Below are 19,912 nucleotides of genomic sequence, written 5' to 3'. Positions count from 1 at the left end.
CCTCAGTGCCCGGTCTTGGGGCTGTACGTCGCGGACTTCACCGGCATCTCGACGGTGACCGGGTCGGACTTCGCGAAGTGCAGTTCCACGGAGACCGTCTCGCCCTGCTTCGGCTTGCGCTTCAGGTTCTCGAACATCAGATGGTTTCCGCCGCTTTTGAACACGAGTTGACCGTGTGCGGGCACGTCGAGGCTCTTGACCTCCGCCATGGCGGAGTCGACGGTCTCGTGCACGGTGACCTGGCCGACATCGCTGGTGACCGAGGTCAGGTCGTCCTTCGCGCCGCCCTGGTTGGTGACCGTGAGGAAGCCCGCCGCCATGGAGTCGGAGACCGGCTGGGGCATGTAGGCGGCGCTGACGGACAGTTCGGCCTGTCCGTCGTCGGAGCCGGAGCCGGAGTCCGAGCAGCCGGTCAGCACCAGGGTGCCGACCGCGGTGGCCGCCGTGGCCGCGAGGAGCGGGAACCGGCTCACGGGTTCGCTCCCGTGATGAGCTTGGGGAGGTCCTTGGTGTAGTCGTCGACGGTGGCGTCCTCGCCGTAGAGGACGTATCCGCCGTCGGTCTTCGGCGAGAACGCGACGACCTGCGTGCCGTGCGTCGAGACGATCTTGCCGTTCTTGTCCTTGTGCGGCGCCTCGATGGAGATGCCGAGGGTGCGGGCGCCGGCCTGGATGGTGGCGAAGTCGCCGGTCAGGCCCACGACCTGGGAGTCGATGCCCTTGAGCCACTTGCCGAGCGCCTTGGGGGTGTCCCGGTCGGGGTCGGTGGTGACGAACACGATCCGCAGCTCGTCCTGCTGCGCCTTGGTCAGCTGCTTCTTGGCGACGGCGATGTTGTTCATCGTCAGCGGGCAGACGTCGGGGCAGTGGGTGTAGCCGAAGTAGATCAGCGTCGGCCGGCCCTTGGTCTGCTCACGGAGGTCGTACTTCTTGCCGCTGGTGTCGGTGAGGACGAGGTCCGGCTTCTCGAACGGCTTGTCGAGGACGGTGGCGGCCTTGTCGGAGCCCGCCTCCTCGGAGACCACCGAGACGGGCGAGCCGCTGTCGTCGCCGCTGCCGCAGGCGGTCAGCGTCAGGGATGCGGCGGCGAGCAGGGCGGCCGCGGCGAACGTCTTCTTGCGCATATCAAAATGTCCCAGATGTGAAGGGCCCGGGGTGCACCGGGGTCGTGCACGTACGACCCCGGCGCACCCTGCGGAAGGGTGGACCTCAGGCGTCGGTGGTGCGCCGACGGCCGGCGAGCACGCCGTAGCCGACCCCGACCACGCCGACGGCGATGCCGACCACGCCGAGCACGCGCGCGGTGGTGTCACTGCTGTCGGCGGGGGCCACGGTCGCGGCGGCGGCGTTCTCGGTCTCGTCGGATGCCTCCTCGGCCGCCGAGGCGCCGTGGTGGCCGTCCTCGGAGGCCTCGGACAGCGTCAGTACGGGAGCCGGGTTCTCGGGCTCCTCCTTGCCGTCCTCCTGGATCTCGATCCAGCGGACGACCTCGTCGTTGGAGTACGTCTGGACCGCCTTGAAGACCAGTTCGTCGGCGTCCTCGGGCAGGGCGCCGATGGCGATCGGGAACTTCTGGAAGTAGCCGGCCTCGACACCCTTGCCGGTGGCGGTCCAGGTGACCTTGGAGACGGCCTCGGAGATCTTCTGGCCGTGCAGTTCGAGCGGCTTGTCCAGCTTGGTCTTGGTGACCTTGGAGGTCCAGCCGGCGATCGGCTCCGGCATCGCCGAGGCGAGCGGGTGGTCGGTCGGGAAGCTGACCTCGAGCTTGGTGGTCGAGGCCTTGTCGCGCTCGTTGGGGACCCTGAAGTCGACGACCGCGTAACCGCCCTTGGCGGCGGTGCCCTCGGGCTGCACGCTGACATGCGCGAACGCGGGGGAGGACAGGACGACGACGGCGGAGGCGGCGATGGCGCCGACTGCGGCCAGACGAGAAACCTTCATGAAAGAGAGCACTCCACTTCGCGTGTGATTCCGGAGTTGAAGAGGGACACGCGCGCGCGAAGGTGCCCGATCACTCGGAAACAGGGGCACGCGTGTGTGGCCGCACGACGGCGGCCCCCAACCCGGGAAGGGGTGCTCGCGTCGTGTCAGGCGGCGAGGACGAGACCACCGGCGGCGGGCGGACCGCGCCTGATCACCGCGTGCCGGAGTGCGGTCGTACGAGGCTCGGGGGGTGCGAGCAGATCGGTGCGCGGCAGCCGCGGACCGGCCTCCGGCGCACCCGGCAGCCCGGCTCGCAGGGCGCGCACCAGAGCGAGCGCCCCGCGCAGGGACCGTACGAGCGCCCCCTCGGCGACGCCGTGCGCCGAGAGTTCGGTCAGCCGCAGCAGGGCCAGGTCGCCGTGGCGCAGCAGCCAGCCGGCGGCGAGGGCCGCGAGGACGTGGCCGAGCAGCATCGGCACGGAGGGCGTCAGCGAGGTGGCGGTGCCGGCGGTGGACATGGTGTCCATCGAGCCGTGCGCGTGCGTGTCCTGGTAGAGGCGGGCCTCGGTGAGGATCCGGACCGCCTGGGTGGGGCTGATCGCCGCCGCGGTGGTCCCGCAGACCAGTCGCGCGGCCTGCTCCACCAGAGAGGCGTCCGAGGACATCGAGGACATCGATGGCATCGAGGACGTCGACTGGGCCGCGGTGCCGTGCTGTCCCAGCCCGAACAGCGTGTGCAGCACGGTCTGTCCGACCGCCAGCAGCGCCGCGATCCCGGCCAGCGAACGCACCCGCCCGGCGAGCGGTGCCGCGACCGCGAGGACCCCGAGGAATCCCGCGCCCAGCGTCCACAGCGGAACGGTCGCGCAGGCGGCCATGGTGTGCCCGGCCGCGGCCAGCACGACACAGACCGCGGCGAACACCGCGGCCCGCAGGAGCCGGAGAACGGCTCCGGTGCGCTGGTGGGGGGCAGACATGGCGGGCTCATCATCGCACTGGCCTTACGACGGCCATACGGCAGGTCCACAAGATGACGTACGGGTGGTACGACCGTAAGATCACTCTCTGATACGAAGCGTCCCCGCATACCCCACATACCCCACGCACCGCCCGGTACGCATCCCCCATATGGGCGGCGTCACGTCAACTGTGTGCTTACACCCGGCCACTGGCGGCAATAGGTAACGGTATGTCGAGCCGCGGCCGGGAGGCTGGAGCATGAGCATCTGGTGGTCACTCCATCTGCGCCGCGAAGCCGCGAGCGTTCCGCTCGCGCGACGCCTGCTGCTCGGCACGATGGAGACCGCGGGCGTCGACCCCGATGTCTCCTACGACCTCTCCGTGGCCCTCAGTGAGGCCTGCGCGAACGCCGTCGAGCACGGTGGGGACACCGGGCAGGGCGGCACCTCGGAGGCGTACCGGGTCACCGCCTATCTGGACGGCGAGAAGTGCCGTATCGAGGTCGCCGACTCGGGCCCGGGCTTCCTCCGCCCCACTCCGGCGGTCCGGCGTGCCCCCAGCGAGGCCGAGCACGGCCGTGGGCTGTGTCTGATCCAGGAGCTCGCCGACCACGTCCACATCGGCAACAAGCCGGGCCGGGGCGGTGCGGTGGTCAGCTTCGACAAGATCCTCAAGTGGAAGAAGGACGCTCCGCTCATGGCGGTGTAGCGCCTTCCTTACCTGTCCAACCGCCGTTGTCAGTGCGGCCGATTAGGGTCGCGGCATGGAGATCGGATCCGAAGAGCTGCCCGGTGGGGTGATCCTGCGGCCCGCCGCTCAGGGCGATGCCGACGCGCTGTGCGCTGCCTACGTCGACAACCGCGAGCACCTGGAGCCGTGGGAGCCGCGCCGCCCCGAGGACTTCTTCACGGTCGAGGGCCAGCGGATACGTCTGGAGGAGAAGCTGCGGCAGTTCGCCGAGGGCCGGCTCGTGCCGTGGCACTTCGAGTCCGACGGGCGGATCGTGGGGGCGATCACGCTGTCCGGCGTCATCCTGGGGTCCTTCCGCAGCGCCTACCTCGGGTACTGGATCGCCGCCGACCGGCAGGGCCGCGGTCTGGCGACGGCCGCCGTGGAGCGGGTGTGCCGGATGGCTCGGGAGCGTGTCGGGCTGCACCGGATCGAGGCGACCACCGTCGTGGACAACGGGGGATCGCAGCGTGTGCTGGAGAAGTGCGGCTTCGAGCCGATCGGACTGGCGCCCCGCTATCTGCACATCGACGGGGAGTGGCGGGACCACCGCATGTTCCAGAAGGTGCTGCACGACGACGACCCGCAGCCGTGACAGCGAGGCCGTGCGGCCCAGCCGTGACAAAAGCCGCGTAAGTGCGCGCGAGGGCGCGGGATTTCAGCTTCCTCAGCATTCACAGGCGGCTCTCAGCGTCCCCCCATCTCCCTGACGGACACCGTCCATAACTTCCTGATCATGACGGGAAACCACAAGGACAAGACGATCACCAGGCGCCGCGCCATCGCCGTGACGGGCGGCACGGTCGCCGCGGGCGGCCTCGCGATCGCCGGTTACCAGTCGGCCTTCGCCGACGACGCCACCACCGCCGACGCGACGGCCTCGGCGTCGGCCACGAGCACCAGCAGCGAGTGCATGACACTCATGACGAGCGTCACCGAGGGTCCGTACTACCTCGACGGCGCCCTGGTCAGAAAAGACATCACCGAGGGCAAGAGCGGTGTCCCGCTGACGCTGCGCCTCACCGTCGTCGACGCGACCGACGGCTGCACCCCGGTCCCCGGCGCGGCCGTGGAGATCTGGCACTGCGACGCCTGGGGCTACTACTCCGGCTACACCACCGCCAACCCCGGCGGCTCGGCCCCCGCCGAGAGCGAGGACGGCTCGACCGCCAACGACGCCACCTACCTGCGCGGTTATCAGATCGCCAACGGCAACGGCGTCGTCAAGTTCGAGACGATCTTCCCCGGTTGGTACACCCCGCGCACCTGCCACATCCACGTCAAGGTCCACACCGGCGGCGAGAAGGAGGACGGCACCTACGAGGGCGGCAAGGTCAACTACACCGGCCAGTTCTTCTTCGACGACACCATCGCCCAGGAGATCTTCACGCTGGAGCCCTACTCCCAGCACTCCGGCAGCTACACCACCCTCGACAACGACATGGTCTACGACGGCGGCGGCGCCTCCAGCGGCCTGCTCACCCTCAAGGCCGTCCACAAGAAGGACCCCTCCAAGGGCTACAAGGGCTTCCTGACCCTCGGCATCGACCCCGACGCCGAGAGCACCGGCGCGGGCAGCGGCGGTGGCGGCACCCCGCCGAGCGACGCGCCGACGGGCACCCCGCCGAGCGACGCCCCGACCGACAGTGCCTCCCCGTCGGCCTCCGAGTCCTCGTAAGGTACGGCCATGAGCAGCCGCGAGGACGAAGCTCTGGCGCAGGCCGCCGTGACCGCGCTGACCGGGCAGCTGGCCCTGGCTCCCAAGCCGGGCCTGCCCGATCCGCGTGACCTCGACGCCCGCGTCACCCGCCGGGACCACTGCGCCCTGCGTTGGTCGGCCAAGGCACTCGTGCCCGGCCTCGCGGCGATGGCCGCCGCCGCCCGCCGCACCGGCGAACCCACGCCCGGACTCCGTACGGAACTCGGCGCGATCGGCCGCTGCACCGAGCACTCGGTGGGCCTCGCGGGTGGCGGTCACCGCGGCGCCACCTGGACACTCGGCCTGCTGGTCGCCGCGGCCGCCCTGAACCCCCGGGCCGTGGCGACGGACATCGCCGCGACCGCCAAGGGCATCGCCCGGCACACCGACAAGCGCGCCCCGCGAAAGCCCTCGCACGGCTCCTCGGTGTCGGCGAAGTACGGCGCCGCCGGGGCGCGGGGCGAGGCCCGGGCCGGATTCCCGCACGTACGGCGGGCGTTGGACGCCCTCGCCGCCGCACGCGCGGCCGGCGCCACCGAGGGCGAGGCCCGGCTCGACGCCCTGCTCACCGTGATGTCCACCCTCCAGGACACCGAACTCCTGTACGCCGCGGGCCCGCTCGGCCTGCGCCACGTCCAGGCGGGCGCCCGCGGGATCCTGGAGGCCGGCGGCACCTCCACCGAGGCGGGTGCCGCGGCTCTGGTCGCGTTCGACGAGGACCTGCACGCGCGCGCGTGGAGCCCCCGTGGCAGCGCGGGGCTGCTCGCGGGGGCCCTGTTCCTGGACTCGCTCCCGGTGACGGTCAGTTCACGAGCACGGGCCGCTGCCTGACGTCCGGCTGGGAGGCGGTGACCCGGCGCGCCGCCGGTCCCATGGCGTACGACGCCAGCAGCGTCACCCCTCCCAGCAGCAGCCAGCCCGCCGTCCCCCAGCCGATCAGCAGCGTGGTCACCACGAGCGGACCCAGCGTCCGCGCCACGGTCACGCCCGTTCCGAAGAATCCCTGGTACTCACCCACCCGGTCGGCCGGGGCCAGATCGAAGGACAGCTGCCACGATCCGGCCGACTGCTCCATCTCCGCGACGACCTGGAGGACCCCTCCGGCCACCAGCACCCCGGCGGCGACCCACGGTGACGCGCCGGCCGACAGCGCGAACACCGCGCACGCCGCGAGCATGACCCACCCCGACCGCCGCACCGCGCGCGTGGCCGACCCGATCCCCGTGACACCGCGCGCCATCCGCACCTGGAAGACCATCACGGCCCCGGTGTTGAGCACGAACAGCGCGGACACCAGCCACGTCGGCGCCTGCGTCCGCTCGGCGATCCACAGCGGAAGCCCGAGACTCAGCAGCGGCATCCGCAGCAGCAGGACGGTGTTGAGGGCCGTGACGGCGACATAGCGGCGATCCCGTACGACACCGAGGCCGTGACGTTTTTGCGAAAGCGTCGGCGCCACCGACGGCAGCCGCAGCAGCACCCCCGCACACGCCGCGAACGTCACCGCGTCCAGCGCGAACACCGCGAGATACGCCTCCCGCGTCCCGGCCTGGATCGCCAGCCCGCCCAGCCCGGCACCCACCGCGAGCCCGGCGTTGAACGCCGACTGGAGATACGCCAGCGCCCCGGTCCGCTCCCCGGCGGGCACCAGCCCCGCCAGCAGCGTCTGCCGGGCCGCGGCCAGCCCCGACTGCGCGGCGGCGTAGGCGCACGCGATCGCGACGAACGGCACGAACCCGCGCACGAACAGGAACGACGCCACCGCGAGCCCCGCCGCCAGCGCCAGCAGCACAGCCGTACCGCGTGCCCCGCGCCGGTCCGCGAGGCGCCCCAGCGGCACCCCCGCCATCGACCCGACCGCCCATCCGACGGTCAGCCCGAGCCCCACGCGCGCGGGGGAGAGCCCGACGACGTGGGTGAAGTAGAACGCGGAGGTCACGAGATAGGCGCCGTCACCGACGGCATTGGTCAACTGGGCCAGAGCCAGGACGCGTTGCGGCCCCGTGGGCGGGACGAGGGAGTTCGTCATGGCTACGACGGTAGAAGAGAAATGGACCCCACCACAGACCCAATAGCAGGCCATTTCATTGGCCCAATTCTATAGTCCCGATCCGTCCAGAACCTTCCCCAGCACCTCCAACGCCTCGGGGTACACCCGCTCCCTCGGCGTCCCGTACCCCACCACGAGCCCCTGAGGCCGCCCCTCGGCGTCCGGCGCGTGCCAGTGGTCCCCCAGGTGCCCGACGGCGAGACCCGCCGCCTCCGCCCGCGCCAGGGCCTCCTTCTCGTCCGCGACCTCCACCAGCGCGTGCAGCCCAGCCGCGATCCCCCGCACCGGCCGCCGCTCCCCCAGCCGGTGCAGCAACTGGTCCCGGCGCCGCCGGTACCGCAGCCGGCAGGCGCGCACATGACGGTCGTACGCATGACTCCCGATGAGCTCGGCGAGCGCCAGCTGCCCGATGGACTCGGTGTGGTGATCGCTGTGCAGCTTGGCGTCGGCGATCGCGTCGACCAGGTGCGGCGGCAGCACCATCCACCCGAGCCGCAGCGCGGGCCCCAGCGTCTTGGAGGCGGTGCCGAGGTACACCACATGCCCCGGCGCCATCCCCTGGAGCGCGCCGACGGGCTGCCGGTCGTAGCGGAACTCACCGTCGTAGTCGTCCTCGACGATCAGCCCGCCACGCGCGCGTGCCCAGTCGGTGAGCGCCCGCCGCCGCTCGGGATGCAGCGTCACCCCGGTCGGGTACTGATGGGCGGGAGTGAGCACGACGGCTCTGGAGTCCCCCAACCCGTCGGCACGGGCTCCCCTTTCGTCGACGGGCACGGGCACCACGCTCCCGCCGCCTCGTCGTACGACCTCCCGGTGGAAGGGCAGCCCCGGATCCTCCATGGCGATCTCGCCGCCGTCGAGCACGCGCGTGAGGAGCGCGAGCCCCTGTACATACCCGGACGTGATCACGATCCGCTCGGGGGGCGCGATGACCCCTCGGGCACGCCCCAGATACCCGGACAGCGCGGTCCGCAGCTCGATGCGCCCGCGCGGATCGCCATAGTCGTACGCCAGTGAGGGCGCCGTCGCGATCGCCCGCCGCAGCGCCCGCAGCCAGGCCGCCGCCGGGAACGCCCCGACGTCCGGACTGCCGGGCCGCAGATCGAACCGGGGCGCACGCGTGAGTGAGGCGGCGTCGGGTGTCTCGGCGTCGCCGGAGGGAAGGGAAGCGACCTGCGTCCCGGACCCCTGCCGAGCGGTCAGATACCCCTCGGCGACCAACTGGTCGTAAGCCGCCTTGGCGGTCCCCCGGGAGATCCCGAGCTCAGCAGCGAGCCGCCGAGTGGCGGGCAACCGGGTCCCCGGCGCGAGCCGCCCATCACGCACGGCGTCCCGCAGAGCCCGCTCGAGCCCGGCCCGCCGCCCGTCAACAGCCCCAAGCTCAATATGCAGGTCCACACCAACCCCCCAAGGGGCGCGGGGAACTGCGCGACCAGCCCCCACGACCCGCAGACCGCAACGAAAGGCCGGGTACCCCTTTGGTACCCGGCCATCAGTCTTGTATCAACCCTTGAGCGACGCCATCCAGGCCTCGACCTCGTCGGAGCGCCGCGGCAGCCCCGCCGACAGATTCCGGTTCCCGTCGTCCGTCACGAGGATGTCGTCCTCGATCCGCACCCCGATGCCCCGGTACTCCTCCGGCACCGTCAGGTCGTCGGCCTGGAAGTACAGACCGGGCTCGACCGTCAGCACCATCCCCGGCTCCAGCGTTCCCTCGACGTACGTCTCGGTCCGCGCCGCGGCACAGTCATGGACGTCCATGCCGAGCATGTGCCCGGTCCCGTGCAGCGTCCACCGCCGCTGGAGCCCGAGCTCCAGCACCCGCTCGACGGGACCCTCGACCAGACCCCACTCGACGAGCTTCTCGGCCAGCACGTGCTGCGCGGCATCGTGGAAGTCGCGGTACTTGCCGCCGGGCCGCACCGCCGCGATACCGGCCTCCTGGGACGCGTAGACGGCGTCGTAGACCTTCTTCTGGATCTCGGTGTACGTGCCGCTGATCGGCAGCGTGCGCGTGACGTCGGCGGTGTACAGCGTGTGCGTCTCGACACCGGCGTCCAGCAGCAGCAGGTCCCCGGAGCGCACGGGCCCGTCGTTGCGCACCCAGTGCAGCGTGCACGCGTGCGGACCGGCGGCGCAGATGGAGCCGTAGCCGACGTCGTTGCCCTCGACCCGCGCGCGGAGGAAGAACGTGCCCTCGATGTACCGCTCGGAGGTCGCCTCGGCCTTGTCGAGCACGCGGACGACGTCCTCGAAGCCGCGCACGGTCGAATCGACCGCCTTCTGGAGCTCGCCGATCTCGAAGTCGTCCTTGACCAGCCGCGCCTCGGAGAGGAAGACCCGCAGCTCCTCGTCGCGCTCGGCGGTGACCTTGTCGGTCAGCGCGGCCTCGATACCGGCGTCGAACCCGCGTACGACCCGCACCGGACCGGTCGCCTCGCGCAGCGCGTCCGCCAGCTCGCGCACATCGGAGGCGGCGATGCCGTACAGCGCCTCGGACTCCGCCAGGGAGTGCCGACGGCCCACCCACAGCTCGCCCTGTCCGGACAGCCAGAACTCGCCGTTCTCGCGGTCGGAACGCGGCAGCAGGTAGATCGTCGCCTTGTGACCCTCTGCGACCGGCTCCAGGACGAGCACGCCGTCCTCGCTCTGGTTCCCGGTGAGGTACGCGTACTCGACGGAGGCCCGGAAGGGGTACTCCGTGTCGTTCGAGCGGGTCTTCAGGTTGCCGGCGGGGATCACCAGCCGCTCGCCCGGGAAACGCGCCGACAGCGCGGCACGGCGGGCCGAGGTCTCGGCGGCCTGCGGGATCGGCCGCAGGTCGTGCAGCTCGGTGTCGGCCCAGCCGGACTTCATGCTGTCGGCCAGCTCGTCGGACACGCCCGGGTACAGCCCGTTCTTGCGCTGCTTGATCGGCTCTTCGGACTCGTTCTCCGGGGTCCCCGGGTTGAGCTCGTCGGCCACGGTCATCCTCCTAGATACGGCACTGGACCCCGTCCATCGTACGGTCGTACGGAAGGGGGCCCAGGGCCGTTGGACCTGTTACCGAGAGCTACCCGAGGCACTACTCGAAGTGCGCGGCGAGCAGCACGACGTCCTCCTCGGAGTCCGCCGCGTCGAGCCCGTCCGGCAGCACGGTCCGCAGGACGTGGTCGGCGATCGCGTCCGGGTCGTGCCGCAACGCCTTCGGCACCCCGGCCGCCGCCGAGTGCAGCCGCGCGAAGGCACGGTCGGTGGGGTCGCCGGTACGGTGCAGCAGCCCGTCGGTGTACAGCAGAACCGTCTCTCCCGGCTCGGCCTGCAACTCCACGCTGGGCGCCTCCCAGCAGGAGAGCATCCCGAGCGGCGCCGACACGGACGTCTCCACGAACTCCGTGCGCCGCTCCCCGACCAGCAGCGGCGGGCAGTGCCCGGCACCGGCCAGCGTGATCTTGCGCAGTGCGGGCTCGCAGTAGGCGAACAGGGCGGTCGCGGAGCGGGCCGGTTCGGTCAGCCGCAGCAGCAGCTCCAGGTCGGACAGGACGGCGACGGGGTCCTCGCCCTCCATCACGGCGTACGCCCTCAGGCTGGCTCTCAGCCGGCCCATCGCGGCGATCGCGCTCGGACCGGATCCGGTGACCGAGCCCACCGCGAGACCGAGCGCGGCGTCGGGCAGCGGCAGCGCGTCGTACCAGTCGCCGCCGCCGCGCGGGCCGGTGCGGTGCCGGGCGGCGAGCCGCACACCGGCGACGCGGGGGAGCCGGGACGGCAGCAGCTCCTCCGCCATCGTCGCCATGCACGCGCGCGTGCGCTCGACTTCGAGCACGCGCGCCAGGTGCTCGGTCGCGTAGCGCGCGTACAGGCCGACGAGATGGCGCTGGCGCTCGGTCGGTTCGGCGGGCTCGTCGTACAGCCACACGGCGGCGCCGAGGCGGCCCGCGGTGTCGGAGGCGAGCGGCAGCGCGTAGCACGCGCCGTAGCCGAGGCGGGCGGCCACCTCGCGGTGCCGGGGGTCGAGGCCGTCCTCGGCGAAGAGGTCCGGCTCGGCGATCTCGCAGGGGGCGCCCGGCAGTCCTGCCGCGGTGTCGAGGAGCCTGCCGTACGACATCGCACTGCGCGGCACGGTCTCGATGTGACCGAGATCGGCCCGGGCCAGGCCCAGGCCGATCGTGGTGTCGGGGCCGAGTCCGTCGCCCGGTTCCAGGACGACGAGGCCGCGCCGGGCGCCCACGAGGGCGGCTCCGGCGCGCAGGAGTTCCGTCAGGGCTTCCTGCAACACGTCCGTGCGGGCCAGACGTTCCGTGAGTTCGTGCAGGGTCGTGAGGTCGGAGACCCAGCCTGCGAGACGGTCCTGGAGCAGGGCGCCCGGGGCGTTCGGCGCGGGCGGTGAAGGGACCGGAGAGGTGCCCGGGACGGCGGGCGCGGGCGCGACAGTGTGTGCGGGCGAGGGAACCGTTGAATCGATTCCGGCCACTTTCGGAGGGTGAGGGGCGTTCATGGCGTCCGGCTTTCCGACCGGTGCGTATTGCTCAAAAGCATCGCAAACCCCCATGTCATTCTGCGCCGCTAGCGGTGTCTCCACATGTACACGCACTCGTGAGGGGATGTCCAGCATTGTCCTGCCGGGATTCCTGGTGTCCATGGGTCACCGCGGTCCCTCTTGCCGAAAAGCAAAGTTGGCCTAAAACTGACTCGGGTAACGCCCTATTGCGGTCGACTGGCCTTGCTCCACTGAGCGTCACAGCGGTCGTGATGGGTACGTACTCGGAGAAGGCCAGGGGTGGTTGACATCCACCCGGAACCTGGTGACGGACCCGGGCGTCTTAGCCACCGACGACCGTGCCCCATCCTCCGTGGCGGAGGCGAGGAGAAACACGCGGGACGGCAAAACGCCAGACTTCGCCACCCCCACGCCACGCCCATGCTTTTGATAGACGCAGTGTGGGTCAGGCTGCCGCGGACGCAGCCAACGCTCGACCCATAGGGGTTCCCCTTGTCTCGGACAGGGGTGTGATGCGCCAACAGGTACGCACAGTGCAGTGATCGACACATGGTGTGATGTGGCCCACGGTGTTGCCAGCGGTGCAACGGAAAGGAACGAGCGCTCATGCGCGAGATCCTCGGAAAGGCACGCAGGCTCCTGTCCAAGCGGAACGACGGGGGGCCTGAGTTGATCAGCGCGGCCCTGACCTTCGCGACGGAATGGCAGTGGCCCGTACTCCCGGGCGCGGCACCGGACCCGCAGGGTCGGGCCCGCTGCAGTTGTCCGGACCCCGAGTGCACGGTCCCCGGCGCGCATCCCTTCGACCCCGGGCTCCTCGCGGCCACCACCGACGAGCGCATGGTGCGCTGGTGGTGGGCCAACCGGCCCGCCGCGCCGATCGTCCTCGCCACCGGCGGCACGGCACCCTGCGCGGTGTCCCTGCCGGCCCTCGCGGGCTCCCGGGCGCTGACCGCCCTCGACCGCCAGGGCATGCGCCTCGGCCCGGTGATCGCCTCGCCCACCCGCTGGGCGATCCTCGTCAAGCCGTACTCCATGGAGCAGTTGGGCGAACTGCTGTACGCCAAGGACTTCGTCCCCGGCTCCCTGCGCTTCCACGGCGAGGGCGGCTATGTCGCGCTGCCCCCGTCCGAGACGGGCCGGGGCGCCATCCGCTGGGAGCGCGCTCCGCTGCCCGGCTCGGCCTCCCCGTGGGTACCCGATGTCGAGGCCGTGGTGGACGCGGTGGTGGACGCCCTCACTCGTACGGGTGTGAGCGCGCCCGAGTTGTAAGGGTGTCGGGCGCGCGCGGAACCAGCCGCCCACGCGCGCTCGTTATCGTCCCTTTCATGAACCTTCGTCTGCTCGCCCTGACGGGCGTCGTCGTGTGCGCGGTCGCGCTGCCGCTGGCCGTGGCGTCCGCGGGACAGGTGGGCGAGGAGCCTCGCTCCGCCGTACGCGATCAGGCGGCTGTACGCGACGAGGCCGCCGTACGTGATGAGGCGGCCGTACGTGATGAGTCCGCCGCACGTGAGGCAGGCGCCGCACCTGATGGGGCGCACGAGGACGACAAGGTCGCCGACCCCACCAGCTCGCCGTGGCTGCTCGGCCTGGGCCTGGCCACCGCCGCCCGCTGCGGCCCCGAACTCACCTCCCCCGAGGGCATCGAGGCGCAGACCTGTGTCCTGACGCAGGGCGAGGAGACCTGGGCGCGCACCTACTACCGCAACGTCACCGGCGACGGGCTGGAGTCCGTCCTCAGCCTCATGGGCCCCGGCGGCCGCACCGTGCAGATGCACTGCGCCGTGGGCGCGGACGACGAGCCGGGCACCTGCGAGACGCCCAGGGAGCGCACCCAGGGCGAACCGGCCGCCTACACGGCGGTCGCGGAGTTCGCGGGAAGGGGCGGTCAGGGGCCGCTGCTGCTGCGTTCCGGAAGCAACTCCGGTGCACACACGGGCAGTTGACGACCGGCAGCATTCCGTAAACGGAACGGCGCACAGAAAGACCCGGTTGCTGGCGACGGGGGATGCACCAGCAACCGGGCTACTGGAACGGTAACAAGAGATCGGCTGTTCGCAAATTCGATCTCGGTTTTTCATCGGCTTTCCGGACACCGACTCACTTGCTCCCGACGGGAGTTGTGAGCGGATCCAGTCGGCCCGCGAGCCCGGGAGGCGCTGACCGACCGGTCAGCAGCTCCCGGACTTCGAGGCTGTGTGTCAGCTGAGCGTTACCTGTCGGTTGGTCAGCCCGCCACGCGCGCGGCGCTCGTCCGCGGTGAGCGGAGCGTCCGAGGCCAGCGCGCCGCTGAGCCGCTCGGCGAACTCGGCCGCCGGCTTCTCCACGTCCTCCGCGGTGACCCCGCTCGGCAGGTCCCAGACCGGCACGGTGAGCCCGTGAGCACGGAAGGAGCCCACGAGCCGGGTGCCCTCGCCGAGACCGGCCCGGCCCGCCGCGTGCAGCCGCGCGAGCGCGTCCAGAAGCTGCTCCTCGGGATACGGCATGACCCAGCGCAGGTGGTTCTTGTCCGGCGTCTCGCACCAGTAGGCGGCATCCACGCCGTGCAACTTCGCGGTCGGGATGGCCGCGGCGTTGGCGCGCTCCAGGGAGGCGGTCACCTCCGGGGTGGAGTTCTCCGCGTCCGGCACCCAGAACTCGAAGCCCGCGTGCACGACTGGCTCGAACGTGCCTTCGGGGTCGAGCAGGTCCTGGAGCCGCGGACCGTCGGCGGGGGCGCGGCGGCCCTGGATCGGGGTGCCCGGCTCGGCGGTGAGGGCGCGCTGGAGGGTGTCGGCGAGGTCGCGGCTGATGTCGCCCGACGCCGTGTCGTTCTGCAGACCCAGCAGCACCGAGCCGTCGTCGCGGCGCAGCGCCGGCCAGGCCATCGGCAGCACCGTGGCCAGCGAGACCGACGGGACGCCCTCGGGGAGGCCGCCCTTCAGGGTCAGCTCGACGGTGGCGGCGGGCACGAGCTCGCGCAGGGCCACCCAGTCGCCCTCGCCCGACAGCCCCTCGAACGGGCGCTGCACCAGCTCGGTCACCGCGTGCGCGGCGGCCCGGCCGTGACAGGCCTTGTAGCGGCGGCCGCTGCCGCAGGGGCAGGGCTCTCGGGCACCGACGACCGGGACCTCCCCGTCGGTGATCTGCGGGCGCTTGGCCTTCGTCTGGGGTCGCTTCTTGGCCATCGTGAGGTCTCCCGGTTACGGCTGGTCTCGTACGGCGGGAGCCTAGCCGTTCACGGGATGACCGACGGGAGCCTGTGGACAACGTGCCGGTTCATCCTGGCCGTGCTGTCTCAGTCCCGGTCGGTGAACGCCTCCGCGAAGTCCACGGCGAGCGTCGACACCGAGGGAGCCGTGATGCGCGTGGCGAAGTCGTCGCGACGGTGACCGGCGTCCGGATCGTGCACGTCGTCGTGGACGACGACCCACACCGTGACCTCGCCGCGGGCGTCGTCCCTGACACCCCAGTCGTCGGACAGTGCGGTGATGATGTTCAGCCCGCGGCCGCCGTGTGCGGTGACCGAGGGCGTGGCCGGAGCAGGGCGGGTGGGCCCGCCGCCGTCCGTCACCTCGACCGTGAGTCTCCCACCGGTGTCCACCCGCCAGGCGGCACGGACATCGCCGTCCCCGGCCAGGGCTTCGCCCAGGGGCCGGCCGTGCTTGCACGCATTGCTCAACAGTTCGGAAAGAATGAGTACGGCGTCGTCGATGACCGCTTCCGACACGCCACCCGTGCGTAGCTGAGAACGCATCCGGTGTCTTGCTTCCCCCACGCCCGCAGGGCCATGGGGTACGGCCATGCTCGACGACGTGGGCACCTCCTGTGCCACCACCAACGCCACCCCCGAGACCTCCTTTGCCCCACGCCACGGTGTGGATGCCCCATTGGCCTGTACCGGAAACCGGCCAATCAAGGACTGCTGACGCATTCGTAACGATCGAATACGGTCCGAACGCGCCGGAGCACTCCCTGTAATCGCCTGGCTGGATTTCGACGTTATGGCCGGGTTGGGAGAATGGGGGTGTTCGGGGTGCCGGGTCAAGATGCCGTCAGAGGTCTTTACCAATTGTCGGCGCTTTGGTTATCTGCCCAGCTGGCGCAGGACCGCGCGCGGTCGGTTGGTGATGATCGCGTCGATGCCGAGCTCGACGCAGAGATCCACGTCCTCGGGCTCGTTCACCGTCCATACGTGCACCTGGTGACCGGCTCGTTTCAGCCGCTCGATATACGCCGGGTGATTGCGCACGATCCGGATCGAGGGCCCCGCGATACGGACTCCCGCCGGAAGCCGACCGTCCCTCAGCCGGGGCGAGACGAACTGCATCAGATAGACCGTGGGCAGCGCCGGCGAGGCGGCACGCACGCGATGCAGCGAGCGGGCCGAGAAGCTCATGATCCGTACCGGGGAGTCGGCCGCCGAGGCGGGCGCGTCCAGCCCGAACCGTTTCAGCAGGACGAGCAGCCGCTCCTCCACCTGTCCGGCCCAGCGGGTGGGGTGCTTGGTCTCGATGGCCAGCTCCACCCGCCGTCCCGCGTCCGCGACCAGCTCCAGGAGCCGCTCCAGCGTCAGTACGGAGGTGTCCTCGCGGTCCTCCGGGCGGTGCTCCCAGTCGGGCTCCTCGTCCCGGTTCCGCCAGGAGCCGAAGTCCAGGGCGGCCAGGTCCGCCAGTTCCAGGGCGGAGACCGCCCCGCGCCCGTTGGACGTACGGTTGACGCGTCGGTCGTGGACGCAGACGAGATGGCCGTCGGCGGTCAGGCGCACATCGCACTCGAGCGCGTCTGCGCCGTCCTCGATCGCCTTCTTGTACGCGGCCAGAGTGTGCTCCGGGGCCTCTTCGGAGGCTCCACGGTGGGCGACGACCTGAATGCTTTGCTGTCGTGCGTGGGTCACCGCGTCATGGTGCCACCGCACCGGGGCACCCGTCGCACGAGGAGGCCGCCGAGATGCGTCCGGTTCGCCGGACAGGTCCGATATAAAGGAAAGTCGTGGACCCACAGCCACCGCTTATGGTGCCCTGACGTCCCGTGGGAAAAGCTGAGGGCATACAAAAGCACATGCACAGCTGCATCGCGCCGGACCGTCGGCACAGCGTGAACGAGCGTGGCCGAGTGCGACCTTAGGACAACAGCCGTGGATCGAGGAGAAAAGCTGTGAGCACCGAGAACGAGGGCACTGCGGTACCCCCGGCCCCGTCCGCACCTCCTGTGCCGGTGGATTCCCCCGCAGCCTCCCCGCAGGCGACCGCGCCCGACAGTGGCGCCCCGACGACCCCGCTCCCCACGACGCCTCCGCACGCCCCCGGCGCACCGGAGCAGGAGCTGGTCCACGCGGGCCAGGCACCGGCGTACGCCTCGGCGGGCATGGGCGGTCCGCAGGGCGGCGCCGCCCCGGGCCAGACACCGGACGCCTCCTGGCCGCCTCCGCCCCCCGCCACCCCGGCGTACGCCGACAGCGGCTCGGGCGGCGCGGGTGCCGATGGCTGGGGCGCCTCCTACCAGCAGCCCGCACCGAAGTCCGGCCGCGGCCGTGGCGGCCTCATGGCGGCGGTCCTGATCGCCGCGCTGGTCGCGGGCGGCCTGGGTGGCGGCCTCGGCTACACCCTGGCCAAGAACGACGACGACACCTCGTCGACCACCGTCTCCGCCTCCGACAGCGGCGGCTCCGTCAAGCGCGAAGCCGGCACGGTCGCGGGCGTGGCCGCCACGGCGCTGCCGAGCACGGTCACCATCCAGGCCGAGTCCAGCAGCGGCGAGGGCGGCACCGGCACCGGCTTCGTCTTCGACACCGAGGGCCACATCGTCACCAACAACCACGTGGTGGCCGACGCGGTGGACGGCGGCAAGCTGACCGCGACCTTCCCGAGCGGCAAGAAGTACGACGCCGAGGTCGTGGGCCACGCGCAGGGCTACGACGTGGCGGTGATCAAGCTCAAGAACGCGCCGAGCGACCTGAAGCCGTTGACGCTGGGCGACTCGGACAAGGTCGCGGTGGGCGACTCCACGATCGCCATCGGCGCCCCCTTCGGCCTCTCGAACACGGTCACGACGGGCATCATCAGCGCGAAGAACCGCCCGGTGGCGTCGAGCGACGGCAGTGGTTCGAACGCGTCCTACATGAGCGCCCTGCAGACCGACGCGTCGATCAACCCGGGCAACTCCGGCGGCCCCCTCCTGGACGCCCAGGGCAATGTGATCGGCATCAACTCCGCGATCCAGTCCACCAGCAGCGGCGGCCTGGGCGGCACCAGCCAGTCCGGCTCGATCGGCCTCGGCTTCGCCATCCCGATCAACCAGGCCAAGTACGTGGCCCAGCAGCTGATCAAGACCGGCAAGCCGGTGTACGCCAAGATCGGCGCCTCGGTCTCCCTGGAGGACTCCACGGGCGGCGCGAAGATCACCGAGCAGGGCGCCAGCGGCTCCGACGCGGTCGAGGCGGGCGGCCCGGCGGCCAAGGCGGGCCTCAAGCCCGGCGACGTCATCACCAAGCTCGACGACAGCGTCATCGACTCCGGCCCCACCCTCATCGGCGAGATCTGGACCCACCAGCCCGGCGACAAGGTCAAGATCACCTACGAGCGCGACGGCAAGACCAACACCGTCGAACTCACCCTGGGCTCCAGGGAGGGCGACAGCTGACCCCACGCGCGCGTGGGCACCGGTTACTCTTGTCCCCGCGCCGCCGGTGACCGGTGGTGCGGGGTGGGTTGCCCGAGCGGCCTAAGGGAACGGTCTTGAAAACCGTCGTGGCAGCGATGTCACCGTGGGTTCAAATCCCACACCCACCGCGCGGATCGGCGGCCCCTGACCAGGTGAATCGGTCAGGGGCCGCCGTGCTGCGCGCTTCGGTTGGCCCCGTACGCTCGCCCTCATGGCGCACTCCATGGACGACCTGCCCCCGTATGAGCTCGCCTTCCCGGGCTCCCTCCGCGACAAGCTCGTAGCCGCTGTCCTGTCCGGTGCGAAGACCTCGACGACGGGGTTGTTCAGGGAGTACGAGGTCGGGGGTGAGGCGTTGCCGCAGGCCGGGCAGCGGTTTGCGCTGCTCGATTCCGAGGAGCGGCGGATCGCTGTCCTGGAGGTCACGGACGTACGGGTGCTGCCGCTCGGCGAGGTCGATCTGAGGCACGCGGTGGACGAGGGTGAGGGGTATGAGTCCGTCGATCAATGGCGGGCTGCGCATGAGCGGTTCTGGAACAGCGACCAGCTGCGGGAGTTCCTGAAGGACCCCGAGTTCGTCGTCGGGAACGACACCCTGGTCGTCGCCGAGCGTTTCCGGGTCGTTCCCTACAGCTCGTAGTCCTCCGCCAGTTCGTCCCACGCCACGTCCCGCAGCCCGTCCTCCGCGTCGCACCCCGACGGCACCTGGGTGGTGGGCTGGAACCAGATGACCGTGAGGCCTGACCGATACAGGACCGGATCGTGGGCCGGGTTCATGGCGTTGGAGCGGAAGCGGCCCACGCACGCCACCGTCGGGAGTACCTCCACCGGGCCGAACGCGCCCGAGTACTGGTCCGGGTACTCCCGCGCGGGCGTGACCAGGTGGACCGGCGACCCCGGGAACTCCCGCTCGGCCGATCGCAACAGGCCCCTGATCTTCATCTCGTTGACCGGCTTGCAGGGATAGCCCTCCAGCAGTCCGCCGTACGTCGAGGAGAGCCGCAGCTCGGAGAGTTCGATGCTGCGGCCGGAGGTCAGGACGAGGCGGGCCAGTGACATGGTCGGCACTCTAGGGCGGTGGTGCATCGAGCTCCCGTGAATTTCATGGCCGACGTCCGTTCCTACGGCCGGTGCCCCGTCATGCGTGCCGCCGACGCGATCGTCGCGCGGGCCTCGCGTTCGGTCAGGCCGGTGTTGAGGGCCGCGTCGACCAACGGGTCGACGAGGGCGGGGCCGATGCCGTTCTCGTAGGCGCGGCAGGCCGCCCAGAACAGGCGGGTGTTGCGCTGTCCCTCGTGCGCGGCCAGGACGAACTGGACCAGGCCCTGACCGTGGTCGCCGGCCGACGGGCTGGCTCTTATCCCCATCTCCTCGCCCACGACACCCCTGAGCAGCCCGTATTCCGTACTCTGCCTGCAAACAAAAAACCG

The 19,912-nt window shown here is 71.0% G+C and carries 20 protein-coding genes, 1 tRNA gene and 1 pseudogene; 9 read left to right on the top strand and 13 right to left on the bottom strand.

What is annotated here, in order from left to right; genetic code table 11:
• Nucleotides 1–2: 2 nt before the first annotated feature.
• From HLK59_RS21230 to HLK59_RS21215, 4 genes are all read right to left on the bottom strand, one after another.
• Nucleotides 3–473, bottom strand: coding sequence for a copper chaperone PCu(A)C (locus tag HLK59_RS21230; RefSeq protein WP_171143070.1), 471 nt, complete (start codon nt 471–473; stop codon nt 3–5).
• A complete protein-coding gene (locus tag HLK59_RS21225) occupies nt 470–1,123 on the bottom strand; it encodes an SCO family protein (protein WP_171143069.1) in 654 nt (217 codons plus the stop codon). Before HLK59_RS21225 ends, HLK59_RS21230 begins: the two co-directional genes overlap by 4 nt.
• An 85-nt stretch (nt 1,124–1,208) precedes the next feature.
• A complete protein-coding gene (locus HLK59_RS21220) occupies nt 1,209–1,940 on the bottom strand; it encodes a YcnI family protein (RefSeq protein WP_171143068.1) in 732 nt (243 codons plus the stop codon).
• Between the two features lie 146 nt (nt 1,941–2,086).
• Nucleotides 2,087–2,899, bottom strand: a complete 813-nt coding sequence (locus tag HLK59_RS21215; protein ID WP_171143067.1) for a hypothetical protein — start codon at nt 2,897–2,899, stop codon at nt 2,087–2,089.
• A 241-nt stretch (nt 2,900–3,140) separates the two neighbouring features.
• Between HLK59_RS21215 and HLK59_RS21210 the strand changes: the two genes are divergently transcribed.
• From HLK59_RS21210 to HLK59_RS21195, 4 genes are all read left to right on the top strand, one after another.
• On the top strand, nt 3,141–3,590 hold the full coding sequence (locus HLK59_RS21210) for an ATP-binding protein (RefSeq protein WP_171143066.1): 450 nt from the start codon (nt 3,141–3,143) through the stop codon (nt 3,588–3,590).
• Nucleotides 3,591–3,645: 55 nt separating this feature from the next.
• Entirely contained in the window at nt 3,646–4,206 is a 561-nt protein-coding gene (locus HLK59_RS21205; protein ID WP_171143065.1) for a GNAT family protein, read from the top strand.
• Nucleotides 4,207–4,347: 141 nt separating this feature from the next.
• A complete protein-coding gene (locus tag HLK59_RS21200) occupies nt 4,348–5,289 on the top strand; it encodes an intradiol ring-cleavage dioxygenase (protein ID WP_171143064.1) in 942 nt (313 codons plus the stop codon).
• Between the two features lie 9 nt (nt 5,290–5,298).
• Nucleotides 5,299–6,141, top strand: coding sequence for a triphosphoribosyl-dephospho-CoA synthase (locus HLK59_RS21195; protein WP_171143063.1), 843 nt, complete (start codon nt 5,299–5,301; stop codon nt 6,139–6,141).
• Here the strand turns inward: HLK59_RS21195 and HLK59_RS21190 are convergent.
• The 4 genes from HLK59_RS21190 to HLK59_RS21175 all read right to left on the bottom strand — a co-directional run bounded on the left by HLK59_RS21190 (nt 6,113) and on the right by HLK59_RS21175 (nt 11,954).
• Complete coding sequence (locus HLK59_RS21190; RefSeq protein ID WP_171143062.1) at nt 6,113–7,339, bottom strand: MFS transporter; 1,227 nt, start codon at nt 7,337–7,339, stop codon at nt 6,113–6,115. The two genes, HLK59_RS21195 and HLK59_RS21190, sit on opposite strands and share 29 nt — an antisense overlap.
• 69 nt (nt 7,340–7,408) lie before the next feature.
• Nucleotides 7,409–8,758 carry a PLP-dependent aminotransferase family protein gene (locus HLK59_RS21185; protein WP_171143061.1) on the bottom strand — a complete coding sequence of 450 codons (1,350 nt, stop codon included), beginning with the start codon at nt 8,756–8,758 and terminating at the stop codon, nt 7,409–7,411.
• 105 nt (nt 8,759–8,863) lie between these two features.
• Nucleotides 8,864–10,330: an aminopeptidase P family protein gene (locus HLK59_RS21180; protein ID WP_171143060.1), complete on the bottom strand. Its 1,467-nt coding sequence runs from the start codon at nt 10,328–10,330 to the stop codon at nt 8,864–8,866.
• A 94-nt stretch (nt 10,331–10,424) separates the two neighbouring features.
• On the bottom strand, nt 10,425–11,954 hold the full coding sequence (locus HLK59_RS21175; protein WP_171143096.1) for a PP2C family protein-serine/threonine phosphatase: 1,530 nt from the start codon (nt 11,952–11,954) through the stop codon (nt 10,425–10,427).
• Nucleotides 11,955–12,446: 492 nt separating this feature from the next.
• On the opposite strand from HLK59_RS21175, the gene HLK59_RS21170 reads away from it, so the two are divergent.
• The gene (locus HLK59_RS21170) at nt 12,447–13,112 is read left to right on the top strand and encodes a bifunctional DNA primase/polymerase (RefSeq protein ID WP_171143059.1); all 666 of its coding nucleotides are present in this window, start codon (nt 12,447–12,449) and stop codon (nt 13,110–13,112) included.
• Nucleotides 13,113–13,168: 56 nt separating this feature from the next.
• Complete coding sequence (locus HLK59_RS21165; RefSeq protein WP_171143058.1) at nt 13,169–13,786, top strand: hypothetical protein; 618 nt, start codon at nt 13,169–13,171, stop codon at nt 13,784–13,786.
• Nucleotides 13,787–14,041: 255 nt separating this feature from the next.
• Here HLK59_RS21165 and HLK59_RS21160 read toward each other — a convergent pair whose 3' ends face one another.
• From HLK59_RS21160 to HLK59_RS21150, 3 genes are all read right to left on the bottom strand, one after another.
• Complete coding sequence (locus HLK59_RS21160; RefSeq protein ID WP_171143057.1) at nt 14,042–15,007, bottom strand: DUF5926 family protein; 966 nt, start codon at nt 15,005–15,007, stop codon at nt 14,042–14,044.
• 110 nt (nt 15,008–15,117) lie between these two features.
• Complete coding sequence (locus HLK59_RS21155) at nt 15,118–15,753, bottom strand: ATP-binding protein (protein ID WP_171143095.1); 636 nt, start codon at nt 15,751–15,753, stop codon at nt 15,118–15,120.
• 153 nt (nt 15,754–15,906) lie between these two features.
• Nucleotides 15,907–16,716, bottom strand: coding sequence for a glycerophosphodiester phosphodiesterase (locus HLK59_RS21150; RefSeq protein WP_171143056.1), 810 nt, complete (start codon nt 16,714–16,716; stop codon nt 15,907–15,909).
• Between the two features lie 260 nt (nt 16,717–16,976).
• Here HLK59_RS21150 and HLK59_RS21145 point away from each other — a divergent pair, with 260 nt between their 5' ends.
• The 3 genes from HLK59_RS21145 to HLK59_RS21135 all read left to right on the top strand — a co-directional run bounded on the left by HLK59_RS21145 (nt 16,977) and on the right by HLK59_RS21135 (nt 19,122).
• On the top strand, nt 16,977–18,461 hold the full coding sequence (locus HLK59_RS21145) for a trypsin-like peptidase domain-containing protein (protein ID WP_171143055.1): 1,485 nt from the start codon (nt 16,977–16,979) through the stop codon (nt 18,459–18,461).
• Nucleotides 18,462–18,523: 62 nt separating this feature from the next.
• Nucleotides 18,524–18,610 (top strand) — tRNA-Ser (locus tag HLK59_RS21140).
• An 83-nt stretch (nt 18,611–18,693) separates the two neighbouring features.
• Entirely contained in the window at nt 18,694–19,122 is a 429-nt protein-coding gene (locus tag HLK59_RS21135; protein WP_171143054.1) for an ASCH domain-containing protein, read from the top strand.
• On the opposite strand, the gene HLK59_RS21130 is transcribed toward HLK59_RS21135, so the two are convergent.
• Together HLK59_RS21130 and HLK59_RS21125 are read right to left on the bottom strand one after the other, a co-directional pair.
• On the bottom strand, nt 19,110–19,541 hold the full coding sequence (locus HLK59_RS21130) for a hypothetical protein (RefSeq protein WP_240982553.1): 432 nt from the start codon (nt 19,539–19,541) through the stop codon (nt 19,110–19,112). The genes HLK59_RS21135 and HLK59_RS21130 overlap by 13 nt on opposite strands.
• Before the next feature lie 62 nt (nt 19,542–19,603).
• A pseudogene (locus HLK59_RS21125) lies at nt 19,604–19,831 on the bottom strand (primase alpha helix C-terminal domain-containing protein); the annotation flags it as partial.
• Nucleotides 19,832–19,912: the final 81 nt, after the last annotated feature.

The sequence above is a fragment of the Streptomyces sp. S3(2020) genome, from assembly GCF_013044505.1.
Classification (GTDB): domain Bacteria; phylum Actinomycetota; class Actinomycetes; order Streptomycetales; family Streptomycetaceae; genus Streptomyces.
Note: the sequence above shows the minus strand (reverse complement) of the source record. Positions and strands in the feature narration are given on the sequence as shown.

Bases quoted from the DNA above. Each gene is read 5' to 3' on its own strand.
- HLK59_RS21225 (WP_171143069.1), bottom strand. From the start codon at position 1,123: ATGCGCAAGAAGACGTTCGCCGCGGCCGCCCTGCTCGCCGCCGCATCC.
- HLK59_RS21220 (WP_171143068.1), bottom strand. From the start codon at position 1,940: ATGAAGGTTTCTCGTCTGGCCGCAGTCGGCGCCATCGCCGCCTCCGCC.
- HLK59_RS21215 (WP_171143067.1), bottom strand. From the start codon at position 2,899: ATGTCTGCCCCCCACCAGCGCACCGGAGCCGTTCTCCGGCTCCTGCGG.
- HLK59_RS21210 (WP_171143066.1), top strand. From the start codon at position 3,141: ATGAGCATCTGGTGGTCACTCCATCTGCGCCGCGAAGCCGCGAGCGTT.
- HLK59_RS21205 (WP_171143065.1), top strand. From the start codon at position 3,646: ATGGAGATCGGATCCGAAGAGCTGCCCGGTGGGGTGATCCTGCGGCCC.
- HLK59_RS21200 (WP_171143064.1), top strand. From the start codon at position 4,348: ATGACGGGAAACCACAAGGACAAGACGATCACCAGGCGCCGCGCCATC.
- HLK59_RS21195 (WP_171143063.1), top strand. From the start codon at position 5,299: ATGAGCAGCCGCGAGGACGAAGCTCTGGCGCAGGCCGCCGTGACCGCG.
- HLK59_RS21190 (WP_171143062.1), bottom strand. From the start codon at position 7,339: ATGACGAACTCCCTCGTCCCGCCCACGGGGCCGCAACGCGTCCTGGCT.
- HLK59_RS21180 (WP_171143060.1), bottom strand. From the start codon at position 10,330: ATGACCGTGGCCGACGAGCTCAACCCGGGGACCCCGGAGAACGAGTCC.
- HLK59_RS21175 (WP_171143096.1), bottom strand. From the start codon at position 11,954: ATGCTGGACATCCCCTCACGAGTGCGTGTACATGTGGAGACACCGCTA.
- HLK59_RS21170 (WP_171143059.1), top strand. From the start codon at position 12,447: ATGCGCGAGATCCTCGGAAAGGCACGCAGGCTCCTGTCCAAGCGGAAC.
- HLK59_RS21165 (WP_171143058.1), top strand. From the start codon at position 13,169: ATGAACCTTCGTCTGCTCGCCCTGACGGGCGTCGTCGTGTGCGCGGTC.
- HLK59_RS21160 (WP_171143057.1), bottom strand. From the start codon at position 15,007: ATGGCCAAGAAGCGACCCCAGACGAAGGCCAAGCGCCCGCAGATCACC.
- HLK59_RS21155 (WP_171143095.1), bottom strand. From the start codon at position 15,753: ATGCGTCAGCAGTCCTTGATTGGCCGGTTTCCGGTACAGGCCAATGGG.
- HLK59_RS21135 (WP_171143054.1), top strand. From the start codon at position 18,694: ATGGCGCACTCCATGGACGACCTGCCCCCGTATGAGCTCGCCTTCCCG.
- HLK59_RS21130 (WP_240982553.1), bottom strand. From the start codon at position 19,541: ATGTCACTGGCCCGCCTCGTCCTGACCTCCGGCCGCAGCATCGAACTC.